At 67.4% G+C, this 18116-nt stretch carries 13 protein-coding genes; 9 read left to right on the forward strand and 4 right to left on the reverse strand.

Translation table 11 applies throughout. The features are described 5' to 3' along the window. Positions 1–209 precede the first annotated feature (209 nt). From ACP693_RS09985 to ACP693_RS09995, 3 genes are read left to right on the forward strand one after another with little or no spacing between them, the layout of a single operon-like run. On the forward strand, positions 210–1016 hold the full coding sequence (locus ACP693_RS09985) for an ImuA family protein (RefSeq protein WP_426017167.1): 807 nt from the start codon (positions 210–212) through the stop codon (positions 1014–1016). Beyond that, positions 916–2487 carry a Y-family DNA polymerase gene (locus tag ACP693_RS09990; protein ID WP_426017165.1) on the forward strand — a complete coding sequence of 524 codons (1572 nt, stop codon included), beginning with the start codon at positions 916–918 and terminating at the stop codon, positions 2485–2487. The genes ACP693_RS09985 and ACP693_RS09990 overlap by 101 nt, the downstream gene beginning before the upstream one ends. Then, positions 2484–5846, forward strand: coding sequence for an error-prone DNA polymerase (locus ACP693_RS09995; RefSeq protein WP_426017163.1), 3363 nt, complete (start codon positions 2484–2486; stop codon positions 5844–5846). Before ACP693_RS09990 ends, ACP693_RS09995 begins: the two co-directional genes overlap by 4 nt. A 7-nt stretch (positions 5847–5853) precedes the next feature. On the opposite strand, the gene ACP693_RS10000 is transcribed toward ACP693_RS09995, so the two are convergent. Further along, positions 5854–7023: an MFS transporter gene (locus ACP693_RS10000; protein ID WP_426017162.1), complete on the reverse strand. Its 1170-nt coding sequence runs from the start codon at positions 7021–7023 to the stop codon at positions 5854–5856. A gap of 21 nt (positions 7024–7044) precedes the next feature. Continuing rightward, the gene (locus ACP693_RS10005) at positions 7045–8043 is read right to left on the reverse strand and encodes an aldo/keto reductase (RefSeq protein WP_426017160.1); all 999 of its coding nucleotides are present in this window, start codon (positions 8041–8043) and stop codon (positions 7045–7047) included. 140 nt (positions 8044–8183) lie between these two features. On the opposite strand from ACP693_RS10005, the gene ACP693_RS10010 reads away from it, so the two are divergent. Continuing rightward, positions 8184–9080, forward strand: a complete 897-nt coding sequence (locus tag ACP693_RS10010; protein ID WP_426017159.1) for a LysR family transcriptional regulator — start codon at positions 8184–8186, stop codon at positions 9078–9080. Between the two features lie 71 nt (positions 9081–9151). On the opposite strand, the gene ACP693_RS10015 is transcribed toward ACP693_RS10010, so the two are convergent. Beyond that, positions 9152–9628, reverse strand: coding sequence for a hypothetical protein (locus ACP693_RS10015; RefSeq protein WP_426017157.1), 477 nt, complete (start codon positions 9626–9628; stop codon positions 9152–9154). Between the two features lie 184 nt (positions 9629–9812). On the opposite strand from ACP693_RS10015, the gene ACP693_RS10020 reads away from it, so the two are divergent. Then, the gene (locus ACP693_RS10020; protein WP_426017155.1) at positions 9813–10676 is read left to right on the forward strand and encodes a 50S ribosomal protein L11 methyltransferase; all 864 of its coding nucleotides are present in this window, start codon (positions 9813–9815) and stop codon (positions 10674–10676) included. Between the two features lie 15 nt (positions 10677–10691). After that, a complete protein-coding gene (locus tag ACP693_RS10025) occupies positions 10692–12497 on the forward strand; it encodes an aminopeptidase P family protein (protein ID WP_426017153.1) in 1806 nt (601 codons plus the stop codon). Here ACP693_RS10025 and ACP693_RS10030 read toward each other — a convergent pair. Beyond that, positions 12494–14251 (reverse strand): patatin-like phospholipase family protein, encoded by a 1758-nt coding sequence (locus ACP693_RS10030; protein WP_426017151.1) that lies wholly within the window; start codon positions 14249–14251, stop codon positions 12494–12496. The two genes, ACP693_RS10025 and ACP693_RS10030, sit on opposite strands and share 4 nt — an antisense overlap. 787 nt (positions 14252–15038) lie before the next feature. Between ACP693_RS10030 and serS the strand changes: the two genes are divergently transcribed. The 3 genes from serS (at position 15039) to ACP693_RS10045 (ending at position 18113) form a co-directional block, all read left to right on the forward strand. After that, positions 15039–16493, forward strand: a complete 1455-nt coding sequence (gene serS, locus ACP693_RS10035) for a serine--tRNA ligase (RefSeq protein WP_426017149.1) — start codon at positions 15039–15041, stop codon at positions 16491–16493. 184 nt (positions 16494–16677) lie between these two features. Further along, the gene (gene surE / locus ACP693_RS10040) at positions 16678–17472 is read left to right on the forward strand and encodes a 5'/3'-nucleotidase SurE (protein WP_426017148.1); all 795 of its coding nucleotides are present in this window, start codon (positions 16678–16680) and stop codon (positions 17470–17472) included. After that, a complete protein-coding gene (locus ACP693_RS10045; protein ID WP_426017146.1) occupies positions 17469–18113 on the forward strand; it encodes a protein-L-isoaspartate(D-aspartate) O-methyltransferase in 645 nt (214 codons plus the stop codon). The genes surE and ACP693_RS10045 overlap by 4 nt, the downstream gene beginning before the upstream one ends. Positions 18114–18116 lie beyond the last annotated feature (3 nt).

The raw sequence follows: 18116 nt of genomic DNA on the forward strand, positions 1-18116 counted from the left end.
AACCGCCCCTCTTTGGGCGAGCGGGCGGCGCGTTTCGCAGACCTGTCCCGAGGCTGGGGGCGATATAGAAGTCCCTGCGCCAAAGTCAAGTATTCACGATATGTCGTCCGAGCGGACTGTGCGGAATAAATTCCCACGGTCAAGCTGGAACTCTGCTTGACTCCTTGTCCCCTGAAGGATGCATATAAGAGAACAAAAGGAGAACAGTGGTGCGGCCCGATCACGATATCGAAGTCCTGCGCGAACGTTTGAAAGCGATGGAAACGGACGCATCTCCGACCGACGATGCACGCTTCAACCTGGGGCATGAGGAGGCGGACCGGCATCTAGGCGGGCTGGCGATCCATGCCCTGCACGAGATCTACGCCCCGACCACGCCGGATACGACGGCGGCCTTGGGGTTCGCCCTGGGGCTTGTTCAGCGGGCGGCGGGCGACCGGCCCGTGGTCTGGGGCGTGCAGGCCATGGCAGGGCTGGAGACGGGGCAGATCCATGGGCCGGGCTTGCGCGAGATGGGGCTGGATCCCGGCCGGGTGGTGCTGGTGCGAGTCAAGGAGACGAAGGACCTGCTGACGGCGGGAGAAGAGGCGCTGACTTGCGGCGCCGTGGGGGCGGTGCTGCTGACCACCTGGGGCGAGAGCAAGATGTTGAGTCTGACGGCGACGCGGCGGTTGTCGATGGCGGCGGGGCAGGGACGAGCGACGGCGATTCTGACGCGCTTGGCGGCCCAACCCCAGCCGAGCGCTGCCGAGACCCGGTGGCGGGTCAGGGGGGCTTTGTCGCGCGCGCTGGAAGCCGAGGCGCCCGGTCATCCGACCTATGCGGTTGAACTACTGCGGCATCGGCTGGGCGCGCAGCCTAACACCTGGATCATGGAGTGGGATCGTGAGCGCGAAGTCTTCCAGAAAGGCGGACATGAATACTCGGAACGAGCGGCGATATCTGGCGATCTGGTTTCCCCTGTTGCCGACGGATCGGTTGCGGCGCGAGGAGGGACAAGCCGACTCTTCGGCTGAGCCGGCGACCGTCTTGGTGGAAAAGGTGAAGGGCGCGCTGCGTCTGGCGGCCGCGAATGTGCAGGCGCTGGCGCTGGGCCTTTCGCCCGGCATGACCCTGGCCGATGCTCGGGCGCGGGCGCCGGACATCTGGGTGGTCGCGCACCGGCCCGAGGCGGACGCGGCCCTGCTGAAAAGGGTGTTGCTGGATTTCGGCCGGTTCACGCCGATGGCGGCGACCGACGGTGCGGACGGGCTGACGCTGGACGTGACGGGCTGCTCCCATCTGTTCGGGGGCGAAGAAGGTCTGGTCCGGTCGGTCGTGGCTAGGGCGCGAGGTGTCGGGTTGGCGGTTCGTCTGGCCCTGGCCGGCACGCCCGAGACGGCGCGCGCCCTGGCGCGGTTCGGGCGTGGTGGAATTTACGAGGGTGAGGGGCAGAGCCAGGCGCTGCGCCACCTGCCTGTCGCGGCGCTGGAGCTGTCGGACAAGGAGACGCAGGCCCTGTCGCGGGCGGGACTGAAGACCCTGGCTCATCTGGCCGACCGTCCCACCGCGCCCATCGCCGCGCGCTTCGGCGTGGCGGCGGCGACGCGGCTGAACCGGGTGATGGGGCGTGAGGACGCTCGGATCCGGCCCGAACGGCCTGTGCTGGTCATTTGCGTCAATCGCATTCTGGTCGAGCCGATCACGGAGACGACCGACATTGAGGCGGTTATCGGCGATCTGCTGGTCGAGGCCATGGATCAGCTCGACCTGCGCGGTCAGGGCGGTCGGGCCTTCCAGACCGCCTTCTTCCGTCTGGATGGAGAGGTGCGCCACATCACGGTTCGCACCGGTCGGCCCAGCCGGGATGTCGTTGGAGTGTTGCGCCTGTTCCGCGAACGGCTGGCGGCCTTGGCGCGGCCGCTGGATTCCGGTTTCGGCTTCGACCAGTTGCGGCTGTCCGTGCCGGTCGCCGATCGTCTGGCGTCCAAGCAGCGGGGCTTCGACCGGACGCCGCCGGGCGCCGAGGACTTGGGCCGGCTTGTGGATCGCTTGACCGCGCGGCTGGGACCTGAGGCGATCAGCCGGTTCGAGCCGGTGGCGTCGCACCGGCCCGAACGCGCCGTGCGGCTCATACCGGCAGCTTTGGCGCCCGTCGCCATGCCGGCGAGCGCCGACGACGGCTGGCCCGAACCCGATCCCGCCGACCCGCCATTGCGGCCCCTGCAGATGTTCGACCCGCCCCAACCGATCCTGGCCACGGCGGAGGTGCCCGACCACCCGCCGAACCGCTTCATCTGGCGGCGGGTGGATCACCGCCTGGTCCGGGTCGAAGGTCCCGAACGCATCGCGCCCGAATGGTGGCGCAGGCTGCGGAGGCCGCTGGAGCCCACGCGCGACTATTACCGCGTAGAGGATCAGGAGGGTCGGCGGTTCTGGCTGTTCCGTTCGGGCTTCTATGGCGAGGAACGGGCGCCCCGCTGGTTCGTGCACGGCGTCTTCGCATGACCGCCTATGCCGAGTTGGCGACACGCAGCAATTTCTCCTTTTTGGAGGGAGCGTCGCATCCGAAGCATCTGGTGTTGAGCGCCATCCTGCGCGGCCACACGGGCCTGGGGCTGGCTGATCGCAACACCCTGGCCGGTGTGGTGCGGGCGTGGAGCGCACTGAAGGAACTGAGGGAAGAAGGTCTCTCGCCGGCCGAAAAGGTGAGCGAGGGCGGCAGTCCTGGCGAGGTCGGCTGGATCGAGGATCCGATGAACGATCCAGCCTTGCAGGGCTTGGTCAGGCAGCGCGCCCAATCCTTCAAGCTGATTCTGGGCTCGCGCCTCCGGTTCAATGACGGGACGCCCGATATTCTGGCCTATCCCGAAGACCGACAGGGCTGGGCGCGGCTGTGTCGCCTGCTGACGCTGGGCAACAGCCGGGCGAACAAGGGCAAGTGCGAAATCGGCCTGCGAGACCTGTGCGCCGCACCGGAGGGGTTGTTGCTGATCGTCATGCCTCCGCCTCGTCTGGAGGGTCTGGAGGCCTTGCTGGAACGCGTGAACGATGCGGCGTCGGGCGCGGTCTGGCTGGCTGCATCAATGCTGCGGGCGGGAGATGACCGAAGACGGCTGGCGCGATTGAAGGTGCTGAGTGCACGGACAGAGACGCCGTTGCTGGCGGTCAACGACGTCCTCTATCACGAGGCCGGACAGCGAGACCTGCAGGACGTGCTGACCTGCATCCGTCAGGGAACGACGCTTGAGACGGCGGGGCGGCGGCTGGACCAAAACGCCGAACGTCATCTGAAACCTTCGGAGGAAATGGCGCGCCTGTTCGGTGATGCGCCCGAGGCGGTGGCGGAGACGCAGGATTTCCTGACGCGCGTGGCGTTTGACCTCGGCGATATTCGTTACAACTATCCAGAAGAACCGATCCCTCCGGGTTGGGAACCCCAAGAGTGGTTGGAACATCTGATCGAGAGAAACCTCGACCAGAAATATCCGCAAGGTGCGCCAAAGAAGGTGCAAGACGACCTCGCCAAGGAACTCACCTACATCGGCGAGCGGGAGCTGGCGCCTTATTTCCTGACCATCCACGACATCGTGCAGGTGTCCCGAAACAAGGGCATCCTATGTCAAGGACGGGGGTCGGCGGCGAATTCCGCTGTCTGCTATGTACTGGGAATCACCTCGGTCGATCCTGAACAGCACGACCTGTTGTTCGAACGCTTCCTGTCGGCTGATCGCAAAGAGCCGCCTGACATCGACGTCGATTTCGAACATGCCCGGCGTGAAGAAATCATGCAGCACATTTACGAACGCTATGGCCGTCATCGTGCGGGCATAGCGGCGACGGTCATCCGTTATCGGCCAAGAAGCGCCATTCGCGAGGTGGGCAAGGTGCTGGGTCTGACCGAGGATGTGACAGCGCGTCTGGCGAGTAGCCAGTGGGGCAGTTTTGGCAGCGACATGACCGAGCGCCATGTGACCCAGGCGGGGCTGGAAATCTCCAATCCCCAGATCGAACGCGCCGTGGCGATGACCCGACGCTTGCTGGGGTTCCCGCGTCATCTGTCACAGCATGTCGGGGGTTTCGTGCTGACGCAGGATCGGTTGGACGAGGTGGTTCCCATCGGCAATGCGGCTATGCCTGACCGGACCTTCATCGAATGGGACAAGGATGACATCGACGCTTTGGGCCTGATGAAGGTCGATGTGCTGGCGCTGGGTATGCTGACCTGCATCGCCAAGGCATTCGACCTGATGCGGTTGCAGGGTGAGGCGGACCTGCAACTGGACACAGTCCCTGACAAGGACGCGGCGGTTTACGAAATGCTGCAGGAAGGTCGGTCCATCGGCATCTTTCAGGTGGAGAGCCGGGCGCAGATCAACATGTTACCGAGGTTGAAACCCGAGACCTTCTACGATCTGGCGATTCAGGTGGCGATCGTTAGGCCAGGGCCGATCCAGGGCGACATGGTGCATCCCTATCTGCGTCGGCGTCAGAAACTAGAGCTACCGGACTACGCCAAACCTGGTCCTTCGCACGACCCGGACGAGTTGAAGAAGGTGCTCGAAAAGACCTTGGGCGTGCCGTTGTTTCAGGAGCAAGCGATGAAGGTCGCCATGGTGGCGGCGGAGTTTTCACCCAGCGAGGCCAATCGGCTGCGCAAAGCCATGGGAACCTTCCGGGGCGACGGAACCCTGTGGCAGTTTGAAGAGCGGATGGTCTCTCGAATGATCGAACGGGGGTACGACCCGGCTTTCTCTCAACGCTGTTTCGAGCAAATCAAGGGCTTCGGCTCCTATGGCTTTCCCGAGAGCCACGCTATTTCGTTCGCTAGGCTGGTCTACATCTCGTCCTGGATCAAATGCCATCATCCGGCGGTGTTCGCTTGTGCGCTGCTGAACAGCCAGCCGATGGGGTTCTATGCGCCGGCGCAACTGGTGCGGGATGCGCAGGAGAGTCCGCAGAAGGTCGAGGTGCGGGCGATCGATGTGAATCACAGCGTTTGGGACAACACGCTGGAGCCTACGGATCGCGGCAAGGAATTTCCGGCCTTGCGCTTGGGGCTGCGTCAGATTGACGGGTTCAAGGAGGGGTGGGCCTCGAAGTTGGTCGAAGCGCGCGACGCTCCCTTCACCGATGTCGAGGAGATGGCGCGGCGAACGGGGCTGGAGGCGGGGGCGATGCGGAAACTGGCGGATGCGGATGCGTTCCGGTCGATCGGGCTGGACCGGCGCGAGGGGCTGTGGGCGGTCAGGCGGTTGCCGGACGACGAACCTCTGCCGCTGTTCCAGGCCGCGCGGGCGCGGGAACTGGGCGCCGAGGCGGCGGCGAACCTGCCGCTGATGCCGCTGAAGGAACATATCGCCACCGACTATCAGACGACGCGACTGTCGCTGAAGGGACATCCGATGCAGATCCTGCGGCCGGTGTTCCGGGAGGAAGGCGTGCTGAGCGCGGCCGAGGTCATGGCCCAGAAGCATGGGCGGCTGGTGCGCACGGCGGGCGTGGTGCTGGTTCGCCAGCGGCCGGGCACGGGCAACGCCATCTTCGTGACCATGGAGGACGAAACGGGGGTGGTGAACGCGCTGATCTGGGCGCGGCTGTTCGAGACCTTCCGGCGCGAGGTGATGGCCGCCCGTCTGATGGAGGTGGAGGGCACGGTCGAGAAGAGCGTCGAGGGCGTGCTGCACATCATGGTGCGCAAGGTGGTGGACCGTTCGGCCGAACTGAGCCGGCTGTCCGAGGATTATGACCTGCAGGTCGAGCTGTCGCGGGCGGATGCGGTGAAATATCCGCAAGGTCCACGCAGCCCGACCGGCCGGCATCCGCGCGACGTCCGCATTCTGCCGGGGTCGCGCGATTTTCACTGAGGCGGGTTCAGCCGATGGCGGGGACCGTCGCGGACGCACGCTTGCGGGTCAGGAACAGGACCAGCAGCAAGCCCAGGCCCGACGCGATGGCGCCGGCGATGGAGACGGCCGGATAGCCCAGGCCGCCGGCGATGACTGCCCCGCCAACGGCCGCGCCGATGGCGTTGCCCAGGTTGAAGGCGCCGATGTTCATGGCCGAGGCCAGGTTGGGCGCGTCGCCGGCGGCGGCCATGACCCGCACCTGCAGCGGCGGCACCAGGGCGAAGCTGGCGATCCCCCACAGGAAGACCAGGATCGAGGTGGGAACCGCGAACGGCATGGCGAAGGCGAAGGCGACCAGGATGGCCGACAGCGAGGCCAAGGTGACGATCAGGGTGCGATCGACGGACCTGTCCGCGAACCTGCCGCCCAGCCAGTTGCCCAGGGTCAAACCCAGGCCATAGGTGACGAGCATGGCGGTGACGAAGCCGAGCGAAGCGTGGGTCTGCTCACGCAGGATCGGAGCGATATAGGTGAAGACGGTGAACATGGCGCTGGAGCCGATCACCGTCAGGGCCAGGGCCGCCAGCACTGGGCCGCGACCCAGGACACGCAGTTCCGCGGCGATGTTGCCGCCGGTCGGTGCGGGAAGATTAGGCAGGGTGAAGCGCAGGGCGGCCATGACCAGAACGCCGATCCCGGCGATGCCCCAGAAGCTGGCGCGCCAGCCCAGAGCGTCGCCGGCCCAGGTCGCCAAGGGTACGCCGACGACATTGGCGATGGTCAGGCCCATGAACATGGCGGCGACGGCGCCCGACTGATGGTTCGGCGCAACCAGGCTGGTGGCCACGATGGAGCCGACGCCGAAGAAGGCGCCGTGGTTCAGCGAAGTGATGACCCGCGCGATCAACAGCACCGAATAGTCAGTCGAGATCGCCGACAGCAGATTGCCGACGGTGAAGATGGCCGCCAGTCCGATCAGCAGCGTCCGACGCGGCACGCGGCCAGTGGTCAGGGTCATCAGCGGCGCGCCCAGCATGACGCCCAGGGCATAGGCGCTGATCAACAGGCCGGCCGTGGGAATAGAGACGCCCAGGTCCGCAGCGATGATGGGCAACAGGCCCATGGGCGCAAACTCGGTCACGCCGATGCCGAAGGCGCCCGCCGCGAGGGCCAGGAGGGGAGGATTGAGTTTCATTGAGGAGGAGACTTTCGAGACTCAGACCAGCGGCGGGTTCAGGCGAGCGAACCCTTCCTGCTGGCGATAGGGCGTGTGGGGATAGGGCGGCAGGACGTCGCTGGCGGCGTCGAGCGCGGCGATCTGGTCGGGTGTCAGGCTCCAGCCGACGGCGCCTAGGTTCTGGCGCAGCTGTTCCTCGTTGCGGGCGCCGATGATGACCGAGGAGACGGTCGGGCGTCGCAGCAGCCAGTTGATGGCGATCTGGGGCACGGTCTTTCCGGTCTCGGCCGCAACGAGGTCGAGGGCATCGACGACGCGATACAGGTGGTCGTTCTCGACGGGCGGCGCGAAGGCGGCCGTCTGGTGCAGGCGGCTGCCCTCGGGGATCGGGGCGTCGCGGCGGATCTTGCCGGTCAGGCGGCCCCAGCCCAGCGGACTCCAGACCAGAGCGCCGACGCCCTGGTCCGCAGCCAGCGGCATCAGGTCGGCCTCATAGGCGCGGCCGATCAGGGAGTAATAGACCTGGTCGGCGACGAAGCGGGGGCGGGCGTCACGCTCGGCGATGCCTTGCGCCTTCATCAGCGCCCAGCCTGGATAGTTGGAGACGCCGGTGTAGCGGACCTTGCCCGAGGTCACGAGCGTATCCAGCGTGGCCAGCAGTTCGTCCGCCGGGGTCGAAGCGTCGAAGGCGTGCAGTTGCAGCAGGTCGATATGGTCGGTGTCCAGGCGGCGTAGGGCGTTCTCGACCGCTCGGATCAGCCGGCCGCGCGACACGCCCCAGTCGCCCGGACCGTCGCCGGCCGGCAGGCCGGTCTTGGTCGAGATCAGCACCTGATCGCGGCGGCCCTTGATGGCCTGGCCCAGCACGTCTTCCGAGGCGCCGTCGGAATAGACGTCGGCGGTGTCGAACAGGTTTACCCCGGCCTCCAGGCAGATGTCGACCAGCCGCCGCGCCTCGGCGACGTCGGCGGCGCCCCAGGCACCGAACAGGGGGCCCGAGCCGCCGAAGGTGCCCGTGCCGAAGCTGAGGACCGGCACCCGCAGGCCCGATGCTCCAAGTTAACGATATTCCATGACTGCCCTCGTGACCGTGTTCTTGTTCGGAGGCACAGATGGACGCCGGCGTGCGGCGGCGGTAGGCAGGCGTCAGGCCAAACATTTTTGATCTGGACGCAAAGATGCAGATGATCGGGGTGGATCGGGCGCGCGAGATGGAAGTCTTCGTCGCCGTGATCCAGAGCGGCAACTTCTCGGCGGCGGGGCGGACGCTGGGCCTGACGCCTTCCGCCATCAGTCGGACCATCGACCGGATCGAGGCGCGGCTGGGCGTGCGGCTGATGTTGCGCACTACGCGCGTGCTGACGTTGACGCCCGAAGGCCAGGCCTATCTGGGCGCGGCGCGACGGATTTTGACCGAGCTGGACGACGCCGAACAGGCTATCGCCGACCAAGGCGCGCCGCGCGGGCGGTTGAGGGTCAGCGCCTCTCTGGCCCATGGCCGTCAGCAGGTGGTGCCGCTGCTGGGCGAGTTCGTGCGCCGCTATCCGCATATCCTGGTCGATATCAATCTGACGGACGTCGTGGTTGATGTGGCGGCGGGGCAGGCGGATGTGGCGATCCGGTTCGGGGCGTTGGCCGACAGCCCCCTGACCGCGCGGCGACTGGGCGACACGGGGCGGACCATCGTTGCCTCGCCAGACTATCTGGCGCGGCGAGGCGTGCCGCGCGTGCCCGAGGATCTGCATGATCACGACTGCCTGAACTTCAACTTTCGGCGTCAGGAGCCGGTCTGGCCGTTTCGTCGGGACGGGCGCGACTATGCGCTGACGGTGCGCGGATCGGTGGAGGCGAACAATGGCGAGACCCTGACGCAGTTGGCGCTGGCTGGCGTGGGGGTGACACGAGTGGGGCATTTCAGCGTGGGCAACGCCATCGCCGAGGGGCGGCTGGTCCCGCTGCTGGAGGATTTCAATCCTGGGGACCGCGAGCCGATCCACGCCGTCTTCGTCGGCGGCGCAAACATGCCGGCGCGGGTGCGGGTGTTCGTCGACTATCTGGCCGAACGACTGCGCTGAGACGGCCTCAAACGAAAATCGCCGGACGGGCGAACCGTCCGGCGATCTGCAAGATCAGACGTGAGGTGCGATCAGCGCTTGCCGAAGATGATGTCGCCCAGCTTGGCGAAGAAGCCCTTTTCCTCGGACTTGGCGGCGGCTGGTGCGGCCGCAGGCTTGGGGGCTTCGACCGGCTTGGGCGACGGAGCAGCGGCTGCGGGTGCGGTCACCGGCTTTGGCGCGGCGACCGGTTCTGCGGGCTTGGGCGCTGCGACGGCGGCGGGCTTGGCGACCGGAGCGGCCTTGGGCGCTGCAGCCGGTTTCGGGGCTGCCTTGGGCGCGGTAGCTTTCGGAGCGACGGCCTTAGGCGTAACGGCTTTCGGAGCAGCAGCCTTCGGTGCGGCGGTCTTCGCGGCGGCTTTCGGCGCCGCTGCCTTGGCGGCGACCGGAGCCTTGGGGGCCGGTGCGGCCTTCGGCTTGGCGGCGGCCTTCGGGGCTACGGCTTTCGCGGCGGCGGGCTTGGGAGTTGCAGCCTTGGGCGCAGGGGTTTTCGCGGCGACGGGCTTCACGGCGCTCGACTTCGGCGCGGCTTTAGGCTTGGAAGCGGCGGTCGCCGGCTTTGGCGACGCAGGTTTAGACGTAGACGGTGACTTGGCCATGTATTCCCCGACCCCTCGGTTTGATAAAAACGCGGCGGCGACGGGCAGACAGCGCCGGATCGCTACGATTCGCCATATTACCGGTGTTTGAGAAATGTCCGAGTCCGCTCTTCAGATAATCGCTCGCGGTCCCCGCGCCGCCGCAGAAGTCGCCGCAGAGGCCATCGACGCCGATCCCCGGCTGGAAGGCGCGACCTATTCCATTCTGGAAGAGGACGAGGACAAGGGCGTCTGGCGCATCGACGCCTTCCCGACGACCGACGATGAGGTCGAGGGGCTGAAGGCTGTGCTGGCCGATCATCCGGTCACGGTCCTGGTCGAGAAGCTGGCAGACGCCGACTGGCTGGCCATGTCGCTGTCGGGTTTGCCGCCGGTCGAGGCTGGACGTTTCTTCGTCTATGGCGCGCACGATCAGGGCAAGGTGCCCGAGGGTCGGGTCACGCTGAAGATCGACGCGGGCGCCGCCTTCGGCACCGGTCACCACGGCACGACGGTCGGCTGCCTGGAGGCGTTTGACAACCTGCTGAAGACCGAAACCTTCGAGAAGGTGCTGGATGTCGGCTGCGGCACCGGCGTGCTGGCGATCGCGGCGGCCAAGACCGGCACGCCCATCGCCGTCGGCACCGACATCGACGAGCCCTCTGCGCGGATCGCCAACGAGAACGCCGAGATCAACGAGGCCAAGTGCGACTTCTATTTCGCCGACGGTTTGAGCGATCCGCGCATCGCCCAGCACCTGCCGTACGATCTGGTGTTCGCCAACATCCTGGCCGCGCCCCTGGTCGAACTGGCGCCTGAGATCGGCGCCGCGCTGAAGACGGGCGGGGTCGCGATCCTGTCGGGCCTGCTGCGCACGCAGGAGGAGCGGGTGCTGGAGGCCTATCTGCCGCTGGGCTTCGTGGTCGAACAGACCATCCATCATGACGCCTGGAGCGCGCTGCAACTGCGCAAGGGCTGAGAGACAAAGACGATCATGCGCCAGACCTTCGATGAAACGACCGATCCGTCCTTCGGGGCCAAGCACCTGCCGCTGTTGCGCGCCGAGATGGGCAAGCAGGGGCTGGACGGCTTTCTGATTCCGCACGAGGACGAGCACCAGAACGAGTATCTGCCGGACGCCAACGAGCGGCTGGCCTGGGCGACGGGCTTCACCGGCTCGGCCGGGGCGGCGGTGGTGTTCCAGGATCGGGCCAGCATGTTCACCGACGGCCGCTATACGGTTCAGGTGAAGGCCCAGACCGATCCGGCTCTGTTCGAGCGCCGCGATCTGACGGAGGTCGCCGCCTATCTGGAGACGGCGGCGAAGGGGGCGGTGATCGGTTACGATCCGCGTCTGCATAGCCCCGACGCCCTGGTCGCCTTCAAGGCGGCGGCGCAGAAGGCGGGGGCGACGCTGAAGCCCGTGGACGTCAATCCGCTGGACCTGGCCTGGGGCGCGGATCGCCCGGCCCAGCCGACGGCGCCGGTCGTGCCGCATGAAGATGTCTATTCCGGCGAAAGCCATGCGGCGAAACGGGCGCGGATCGGCAGGGCCGTGGCCGAGGCCGGCGCCGACGCCGTGGTGCTGACGGCGCCGATGTCGATCGCCTGGCTGTTCAATGTGCGCGGCGGGGACGTGATCCGTTCGCCGTTGCCGGTCGGTCAGGCCATCCTGGCGGCGGACGGCAAGGCGCGGCTGTTCCTGGACCCGGCCAAGGTGACGAACGCGCTGCCCGGCTGGCTGGGAGACGACGTGCGGATCGAGGCGACCGAGCAGTTGGCGGACGCGCTGGACGGGCTGTCGGGTCAGAAGATCATGATCGATCCGTCCCTGTCCTCGGCCTGGTATTTCGACCGGCTGGAAGCGGCGGGTGCGACGGCGGTGCGGGCGATGGATCCCTGCGCCATTCCCCGCGCAGCCAAGAATGCGGTCGAGATCGAAGGCAGCCGTCAGGCGCATATCCGCGACGGGGCGGCGCTGAGCCGGTTCCTGCACTGGGTCGATACGGTGGTTCAGGAAACCCTGCCGAACGAGCGCGAGGTGGTCGAGGCGCTGGAGCGGTTCCGCGAGGAGACCGGGGCGCTGAAGGATTTGAGCTTCGACACCATCGCCGGGGCCGGGCCGAACGGGGCGCTGCCGCATTACAAGCCGGTCGGCGCCACGATCCGCAACGTCGAGAAGGGCTCGCTGCTGCTGGTGGACGGCGGCGGCCAGTATCTGGACGGCACGACCGACGTGACCCGCACCATGGCCGTCGGCGAACCGACGGACGATCAGCGTCACAAGTTCACCCTGGTGCTGAAGGCGCACATCGCCATGGCGACGATCCGCTTCCCGGCGGGGACAAGCGGCATGGCCCTGGACGCCATCGCGCGGGCGCCGATGTGGGCGGCGGGGCTGGATTACGATCATGGCACCGGCCACGGCGTCGGTTCGTATCTGGGGGTCCACGAGGGGCCGCAGCGGATCGCCAAATGGGGCACGGCCCAGCCGCTGCTGGAGGGGATGATCCTGTCCAACGAGCCCGGCTATTACCGCGAAGGGCACTGGGGCATCCGCATCGAGACGCTGCAGGTGGTGACGCCGGCGGTGGTCCCGGAAGGCGGCGAGCGGCCGATGCACGGGTTTGAGCAGCTGACGTTCGCGCCCATCGACCGCAAGCTGATCGACGTCGGGATGCTGACGCCGGACGAGCGGGCCTATGTGGACGCCTATCACGCCGAGACCCTGGCCAAGGTCGGGCCGCTGGTGGACGGCGAGGTGCGGGCCTGGCTGGAACGGGCGTGCGCGCCCCTTTAGACCTCCGCTTCTGCTGACGGTTTGGGTTTTTCGGTCGGACAGTGTCGGATCTGGGTGACGGGGCAGGGCAGGTCGGCGAGCGCCGCTTTGGTGGCCTCGTAGCCCGTGGCGACGGGGCCGTCGTAGGTCTTCCAGTCGCGGATGTCGGTGCTGTCGAGCCGGGGCAGGACCAGCACGTCGGCGTCGGCGCGCGACTGTTTCATCTCGGTGTCGGTGGTGATGGTGGCCGACCGCATCAGGATCGAGACGATGGGCGGGCCGGCCTTCCACGCGCCCGACAGGATCCATTTCCACCAGGACGGCGGGTTCTCCAGCGACTGGGGATCGACGCCGCGCGTCTGGGACATGTCCACGCCGACGATGGGGCCGCTGTTGAGTTGGCGCATGACGCTGGTGGGGAAGTTCTTCAGCACAGCGCCGTCCACCAGCACCTGACCGTCGATTACGACGGGCGGCAGGACGCCGGGAATTGCGATGGAGGCGCGCATGGCGCGGCGCATCAGGCCGGTGCGGTGCGCCTCGATCCGGCCCGAGGTCAGGTTGGACGAGACGGCGAAGAAGGGCAGCGCCAGGTCGGCCAGGTCGATGTCGCCATAGGCGCGCTCCAGAAGGCCGGCGACCTTGCGGGCGCGCGACATGGCGATGATCGGCACCGCCAGGTCAGACAGCGGATCGGAATCGACGAAGGCGCGGCGGATTTCGAAATCCAGCCGTTCGGAACTCCAGCCCAGGGCGGGACCGGCGGCTACAACGGCGCCCATGGATGATCCGCCGGCGAAGTCGATGGGGACCCTGGCCTCCTCCAGCGCCTTGATCGCGCCGATGTGGCAATAGGCCCGCGCCCCGCCGCCCGACAGGACCAGGCCGACGGCCGTGCCGGTGACGACGCGGGCGATGCGTTCGGCGTCGCCGGCCTGGCCCTCGACGCAGTGGAACCAGCGGTCGGGCTGGAGCGCGTCCAGCCAGACGCGTGTGTTGGCGGGTTGATGCATGCGCGGATCGCGCAGCAGGATCAGGTCGGTCAGCCGCCGCCCGTCGCCGAAGCCCATGCGGCGCGGCAGGGCGGCGGGCGGCGCTAGAAGGCCGCTGCCGACGATGAACATCCGGTCCACCTGGCGGGCGCAAAGATTGGCCCAGGCCGGCTGATCCTGTTCGGCGACATAGAGGACGTAATCGTGGTCGCCCTCGACGCGGCTGAACCATTCGGCGGCCGAGGTCAGGGCCGACTGGTCGATGACCTGGCAGGTGAAGCCCATGGCCTGGATGGCGGCGCCGATGCGCTCGACGAAGGCGCGGATCGGGCGGGGACGGGCCGAGACGAAGCCGAAGACGCTGGGTTCCGATGCGCCGGCGGTGCGCTCTCGGGCGCGGTGGATCATCAGGCGCGACAGCTCGACCATCAGGTCCGGCTCGGTGCGGGCGGCCTCGAAGAAGGCTTCGCGCGGCAGGGCCAGGATCTCGCTGTCACGCAGGGCGACGACGGTGGCGGTGTGGGGGGTGCCGGCCAGCATGGCCATTTCGCCCACCGGCTCGCCCGTCTTGACCACGCCAAGCATGTGCGGCGGCTGATCCGCGTCCAGCCGGAAGACCCCGAGACGGCCCGAGCGGACCAGATACAGGGTGTCGGAGGGATCGCCTTCCGAGAACAGCGGCTCGCCGCCGGTCAGGGCGAACCAACTGGCCCGGTCGATCATCCGGCCTTCGAAGATGCGCGCGAGCGATGCCGCCAGCGTGTCGGGACGAAGCGTGGCCATGATGGGGTTGTAGGCGAGATTCTGTGGCGGGTGAACGGGTGTTTGGGCGTGCGAGTGCGGCCTCGCGCTTTCGCTGCGAAGGTGGTGGAGGGCTGGGCGGAGCGCCGGGCCTTCGCCCGGAGTGTGATTAGAGATTACCGTTTCGACGAAGGGTTGACGCTCCGCGCGGTTGATTGGCCTGCAAGCTCGGGGCGTCGAGCGGTGGCGGTCTTATCGCCTAACCCCATAAGCCTGCGACGGGTCGGCAGTCCCTGCGAGGACTGTCCCGAGTGCGATCGAGTATCCCCCTCGACCCTCCGACACCGCTCCATGAGTCGATGTCAGCGCGAGCCGTTCCAGACCCGCTCCCGTTCCATCCGCTCCCGCCGCCGCAAGGTCGCAGGCCAAGCGAGCCCTCCATGCGACGGGACGGGTGTAGAATACCCCGGTTTCGGAGGGGGGATGGGAGGCGGGGGACATAAATCCGCAAGCGATTGGAATTGCTGCGAATGAACCAGCGTCATTGTGATGGCTGGGGCGTGCTTCTCCCTCCCCTTCATGGGGAGGGGCGGCGAAGCGGAGCGCAGCCGGGGTGGGGGCGTGTGAAGCGCTGCGCCCGCTCTTACGGCCCCACCCGGATCGCTGCGCGATCGTCCCTCCCCATGAAGGGGAGGGAGAGGCGCCTGTGGGACTTTGAGGCCCCCCGATTGTATGGATAGGAGACGATGCATCTGCCTTCCCGCGTTGCCCGACACCGCGTGGGCGGGTAGAGCGTTCGGCTTCTCCCGCCCAGCCGAAGTTTCAGACCATGCACGACATCAGAGCCATTCGCGAGAACCCCCAGGTTTACGTGGCGGGCTGGTCGTCGCGCGGGGTGGACGAGGCCGACGGCCTGGTGGCCGATATTCTGCGGCTGGACGGCGAACTGCGTCATGCCCAGACCACGGGCCAGGACGCCCTGGCCAAGCGCAACGCGGCGTCCAAGCTGATCGGCGCCGCCATGGGGCGTAAGGACATGGCCGAGGCCGACCGGCTGAAGGCCGAGGTCGAGGCGCTGAAGGGCGACATCGCGGCGGCGGCCGAGGTCGAGGCGCGCGTCGGCAAGGAACTGCGCGACCTGCTGGCGGGGCTGAAGAACCTGGCGGCGGAGGATGTGCCGGACGGCGAGGACGAGGCGGGCAACGTCGAGGTCTCGGTGTGGGGCGAACCGCGTCGCACCGGTCCGGCCAAGGATCACGCCGACCTGGGCGAGGCCCTGGGCATGCTGGACTTCGAGGCGGCGGCGAAGATGTCGGGCGCGCGGTTCGCGGTGATCAAGGGCCAGCTGGCGCGGCTGGAACGGGCCGTGGGCCAGTTCATGCTGGATATGCAGACTTCGACGCCGGAAGGCGGCGACTTGCACGGCTATCTGGAAGTGAACCCGCCGCTGCTGGTGCGGGATGAGGCGATGTTTGGGACCGGGCAGTTGCCGAAGTTTCGTGAAGACTTGTTCTTCGCCTCATCCGTCATGCCGTGGGGCGAGGATTGGGACGCAACAGGACGCCAGGCGACTGGGGTCATGCTGAAGGCCGACGCGCGGCTGACTTGGGATCAGGACGCAGATCTAGTGACGGTCGCGGGTGATGATACCGAAGTCGTCGACGCCGTTCGCTACCTCATCCCCACCGCCGAGGTCTCCCTGACCAATCTCGTGCGCGACACCATCCTGTCCGAGGATGACCTCGCCACGCCGATGCGGATGACGGCGCTGACGCCGTGCTTCCGGGCCGAGGCGGGGTCGGCGGGGCGGGATACGCGCGGGCTGATCCGCCAGCACCAGTTCTCCAAGGTTGAGATGGTGTCGATCGCGCGGCCCGAGGACTCCGACGCCGAGCACGAGCGGATGACGGCCTGCGCCGAGGCGGTGCTGAAGGCGCTGGAGCTGCCGTTCCGGCGCATGCTGCTGTGCAAGGGCGACATGGGCTTTTCTGCCCAGAAGACCTTCGACCTGGAGGTCTGGCTGCCCAGCCAGGGGACCTATCGCGAGATCAGCAGCTGCTCGAACTGCGGGGATTTCCAGGCGCGGCGCATGGATGCCCGGTTCAAGCGCGCCGGCGAGAAGAAGACCGAGTTCGTGCATACGCTGAACGGGTCGGGGCTGGCGGTCGGGCGCACGCTGGTGGCGATCATGGAGAACTATCAGCAGGAAGACGGGCGGATCGCGGTGCCGGCGGTGTTGCAGCCGTATATGGGCGGTCTGACGCATGTGGGGGGCGCCAAGTGAGTCCCTCTCCCAGAGGGAGAGGGCTTGAGGCCCGCAGAGCGCAGCGATGCGCCTTGGCCGAAAGGGTGAGGGGACTGCCCTCGCCGGTTGGCCGCTTACCCCTCACCCTTTCGCGCAAGGACGACGGCTTCGCCGCCGTGCGCTCAAGCCCTCTCCCTCTGGGAGAGGGTAGGGATGGCGCGCGATGAGAATCCTGCTGACCAACGACGACGGGATCGAGGCCGAAGGCCTGGCCTGTCTTGAGCGGATCGCGCGCACGCTGAGCGACGACGTGTGGGTGTGCGCGCCCGCCGTCGAGCAGTCGGGCAAGGGGCGGGGGATCACCCTGACCGAGCCGCTGCGGGTGCTGAACCTGGGCGAGAAGCGGTTTGCGGTGACGGGGACGCCGACCGACTGCGTCGTGCTGGCGGTCAACGACCTGATGCCGGACAAGCCGGACCTGGTGCTGTCGGGGGTCAACCGGGGGCACAATATCGGCGAGGACGTCAGCTATTCCGGCACGGTCGCGGGCGCCTTGCAGGGGATGGCGTTCGGCATCCGCTCCATCGCCCTGAGTCAGAGCCTGGAGCGGTTCCACGACGAGGTCGTGGCGCACTGGGAGACGGCCGAGGCGTTCGCGCCGGCGATCATCAGCCGCCTGCTGGAGCAGAAATGGGCGAATGGGGTGGTGATGAACCTGAACTTCCCCAACCGCCCGCCGGAAGCGGTGGAGCAGGTCGAGGTGACGACGCAGGGCTTCCGCAATGTGGGCGAGATGCATGCGGTGCGGCGCGTCGACCTGCGTGGGCGCGACTATTACTGGATGAGCTTCCGCGGCGAGAAGCAGGAGCATGCCGAGGGCACGGACCTGCGGGCCATCGAGGAGGGGCGGATCTCGGTCACGCCGCTGCATATCGACCTGACGCACATGACCAGCGTGCATGACCTGAAGAAGGTGCTGGGCGGGGCGCCGCCTAAAACTGTGGTGACGGCTGCATGAATCTGCACGACGACCGGGCCGGCCGGCTGATCCTGTCGCTGAGGCAGCAGGGGGTGACGGACCCGCGCGTGCTGACGGCGATGGAGAGCATCGACCGCGCGGTCTTCGTGCACGAGAAATTCCTGGATCAGGCGTGGGAAGATCAGGCCCTGCCGATCGACTGCGCCCAGACCATCAGCCAGCCCTATATCGTCGGCCTGATGACCCAGGCGCTGGAGGTGCAGGCGCGGCACCGGGTGCTGGAGATCGGCACGGGCAGCGGATATCAGTGCGCGGTGCTGAGCCGGCTGGCGCGCTATGTCTATTCGGTGGAGCGGTATCGCAGCCTGCTGGTCGAGGCGGAGGCGAAACTGCGCACGCTTCAGATCGACAATGTCATCACCCGGCACGGCGACGGCGGCCTGGGCTGGGCCGAGCAGGCGCCGTTCGACCGGATCATGGTCACGGCCGCGTCGCCGACGGAGCCGACCGAGCTGCTGAAACAGCTGAAGCCGAACGGGGTGCTGGTCGCGCCGGTCGGACGCACGTCGGTGCAGATGCTGCACCGCTATGTCGGTCAGGGCGACGGGTCGTTCCATCGCGAGAGCCTGACGGAGGTTCGGTTCGTGCCCTTGGTCGAGGGGACGGCGAAGGAGGGGTGACAG

Source organism: Brevundimonas sp. TWP1-3 (genome assembly GCF_049896085.1).
Taxonomy (GTDB): Bacteria; Pseudomonadota; Alphaproteobacteria; order Caulobacterales; family Caulobacteraceae; genus Brevundimonas.